This is a genomic window from Streptomyces sp. URMC 127 (genome assembly GCF_051386535.1).
In the GTDB taxonomy this organism is placed as follows: Bacteria; Actinomycetota; Actinomycetes; order Streptomycetales; family Streptomycetaceae; genus Streptomyces.
In genome coordinates, this window is sequence record NZ_JBPQTW010000379.1 from 1 (window position 1) to 3155 (window position 3155).

Sequence of the window (3155 nt, forward strand, 5' to 3'; positions counted from 1 at the left end):
CTCCCGGCACTTCGCCACCCCCACGCACCGCCTCACCGCCCCCGCGAAGTCCCCGCCGTCGTCCGCGTACGCGAAGGCCACCGGAAGCGGCCGCCGCGGCAGCACGTCGAAGCGGAGGTTCTCGTCCAGCGCGTGCGGGCGTACGAGCATGCCCGGGTTGAGGCCGCCGTCGGGGTCCCAGAGGTCCTTGAAGCGCGCGAAGAGCCGGACGACGTCGGCCCCGTACATCTTCGGCAGGAGTTCGGCACGGGCCTGTCCGTCGCCGTGCTCGCCGGACAGGGATCCCCCGTGGGCGACGACCAGCTCCGCGGCCTCGCCGGAGAAGTCGCGGAAGCGCCGCACCCCGTCCGTGCTCAGCAGGTCGAAGTCGATGCGCACGTGGATGCAGCCGTCGCCGAAGTGGCCGTAGGGCGCGCCGCGCAGGCCGTGGCGGCGCAGGAGGGCGCGGAAGTCGCGCAGGTAGGCGCCGAGGCGGGCGGGCGGGACGGCGCAGTCCTCCCAGCCGGGCCAGGCTTCGGTGCCGTCGGGCATGCGGGTGGCGGTGCCGGCGGCGTCGTCCCGTACGCGCCACAGGGCGCGCTGCCCGGCCGCGTCCGTGACCACCACGGAGCCCGTGGTGTCCGCGGCGGCGGCCCGTACGATCTCCTCGGCCCGCGCCCGGGCCTCGGCCGCCGTGTTCCCGCCCGTCTCGGCGAACAGCCAGGCCGCGCCCCGCGGCAGCCCGGCCGCCGCGGGGCCGGCCAGGTCGGCGGCCATGCCCTCGACCGTGAGCGGCCCGTGCGGCAGGAGCAGGTGCGCGGCGTCCGCGGCGGCGCTCTCGTCCGCGTAGGCCAGCACGGCAAGGGCGCGCGCCCGCGGCGCTTGCACGAGGCGTACGGTCGCCTCCGTCAGTACCCCGAGCGTGCCTTCGCTGCCGGTGAAGGCGCGGGCCACGTCGGTGCGGCGCTCCGGAAGCAGGGCGTCCAGTGCGTATCCGGAGATGCGGCGCGGGAGGTCGGGGAAGCGGGTGCGCAGCAGCGCCAACTGGCCGCCGGTCAGGGCGCGGAGGCCGTCGGCGAGCCGTTCCGGCAGGCCGTCCCAGCCCTGCGCGAGGCGGGCCCGCTCTCCCGCGTACGTGAGGACATCCAGCGCCTGTACGTTGTCGGCTGTCGTCCCCCAGGCGACGGAGTGCGCGCCGCACGCGTTGTTACCGATCATGCCGCCGAGTGTGCAGCGGGCGTGCGTGGACGGGTCGGGGCCGAACGTCAGGCCGTGCACGGCCGCGGCGGACCGGAGCGCGTCGAGGACGACGCCGGGCTGGACGACGGCGGTCCGGGCCTCCGGGTCGATCGCCGTGATCGCGTTCATGTGGCGGGTGAAGTCCAGGACCACGCCGGTGCCCGTGGCCTGGCCGGCGATCGACGTGCCGCCGCCCCGGGCCACGACCGGCACGCCGTGCGCGCGGCAGACGGCGAGCGCGGCCGCGACGTCCCCGGCGTCGCGCGGGGCGACGATGCCGAGGGGCACGCGGCGGTAGTTCGAGGCGTCCATGGTCATGAGGGCCCGGTCGCCGGCACCGAAGCGGACGTCGCCGCGCACGGCCTTCCGGAGGGCGGCCGCCAGCTCCTCCCGGTGCGCGTCGCCACCGTTCCGGTGCGCGCCGCCGCCGTTGCCACCGTGGCCGCCGCTGCCACCGTCGCCGGCGGTGCCACCGCCGACGGCGTCAGCATCACTCCCCACAAGATCAGCCATACCCCCCATAGTGCACGCCGGCAGCGCGTTCCCCGTCTCACCGAACGGACGTTTTACTGATCGGAAACTCCGCACGGACTAGGCTGCGTCCGTGGCTGATATCCAGATCCCCGCTGACATCAAGCCCGCCGACGGTCGCTTCGGCGCGGGCCCGTCCAAGGTGCGTACGGAGGCGCTCGCCGCGCTGGCTGCCACCGGAACCTCTCTGCTCGGCACGTCCCACCGCCAGGCCCCGGTCAAGAACCTGGTCGGCTCGGTGCGCGACGGCGTGCGCGAGCTCTTCTCCCTGCCCGAGGGCTACGAGGTGATCCTCGGCAACGGCGGCTCCACCGCCTTCTGGGACGTCGCGACCCACGGCCTGATCGAGAACAAGTCGCAGCACCTGTCCTTCGGCGAGTTCTCCTCCAAGTTCGCGAAGGCCGCGAAGCTCGCGCCGTGGCTGGCCGAGCCGACCGTCATCTCCTCCGAGCCCGGCACCCACCCCGAGCCGAAGGCGGAGGCCGGCGCCGACGTCTACGCCCTCACCCACAACGAGACCTCCACCGGCGTCGCGGCGCCCGTCAAGCGCGTCGAAGGTGCCGACGAGGGCGCGCTCGTGCTCGTCGACGCCACGTCCGGCGCGGGCGGCCTGCCCGTCGACATCACCGAGACCGACGTCTACTACTTCGCCCCGCAGAAGTCCTTCGCCTCCGACGGCGGCCTGTGGATCGCGGTCTTCTCGCCCGCGGCCCTGGAGCGGGCGGCGCGCGTCCCCGCCTCCGGGCGGCACGTCCCCGAGTTCTTCTCCCTGCCGACCGCGATCGACAACTCCCTCAAGAACCAGACGTACAACACCCCCGCCCTCTCCACCCTCTTCCTGCTGAACCAGCAGCTGGAGTGGCTGAACGGCCAGGGCGGCCTGGACTTCGCGGTCCGCCGCACCGCGACCTCCGCCCGCACGCTGTACGGCTGGGCCGAGGCGTCCAAGCACGCGACGCCGTTCGTGGCCGACCCGGCCAAGCGGTCGGCCGTCATCGGCACGATCGACTTCACGGACGACGTGGACGCGGCGGCCGTCGCCAAGGTCCTGCGCGCCAACGGCATCGTCGACACCGAGCCGTACCGCAAGCTGGGCCGCAACCAGCTGCGCATCGCGATGTTCCCGGCGATCGACCCGTCGGACGTGGAGGCCCTGACGGCCTGCATCGACTACGTGATCGAACAGCTCTGACCCCTCCGGGGCGGAAGGCCTGACGACCACCGCGGCCGATTCCGGCACCGCCGGACCGCGCCGCGGTGGCCGTTCGCCGTGGCGGCGGCAGGGGGTGTGGGCCTTCTCAGGCGCGCCCCCGCCCCCTTGCCGCAGGCAAGAACTATCCGCCGCAACGGCGAGCAACCAAAACGGCGGACACCGGCGGTGCCGGACGACCCGAACCCGGATTCCC

General features: G+C 74.2%; 2 protein-coding genes. One reads left to right on the forward strand and one right to left on the reverse strand.

Translation table 11 applies throughout. The features are described 5' to 3' along the window. Positions 1–1731 (reverse strand): FAD-binding oxidoreductase (locus ACSNOH_RS34175; protein WP_436725339.1); only part of this gene is annotated, 1731 nt, incomplete at its 3' end. Between the two features lie 91 nt (positions 1732–1822). On the opposite strand from ACSNOH_RS34175, the gene serC reads away from it, so the two are divergent. After that, entirely contained in the window at positions 1823–2941 is a 1119-nt protein-coding gene (gene serC / locus ACSNOH_RS34180) for a phosphoserine transaminase (protein WP_436725340.1), read from the forward strand. The last annotated feature ends 214 nt before the right edge of the window (positions 2942–3155 follow it).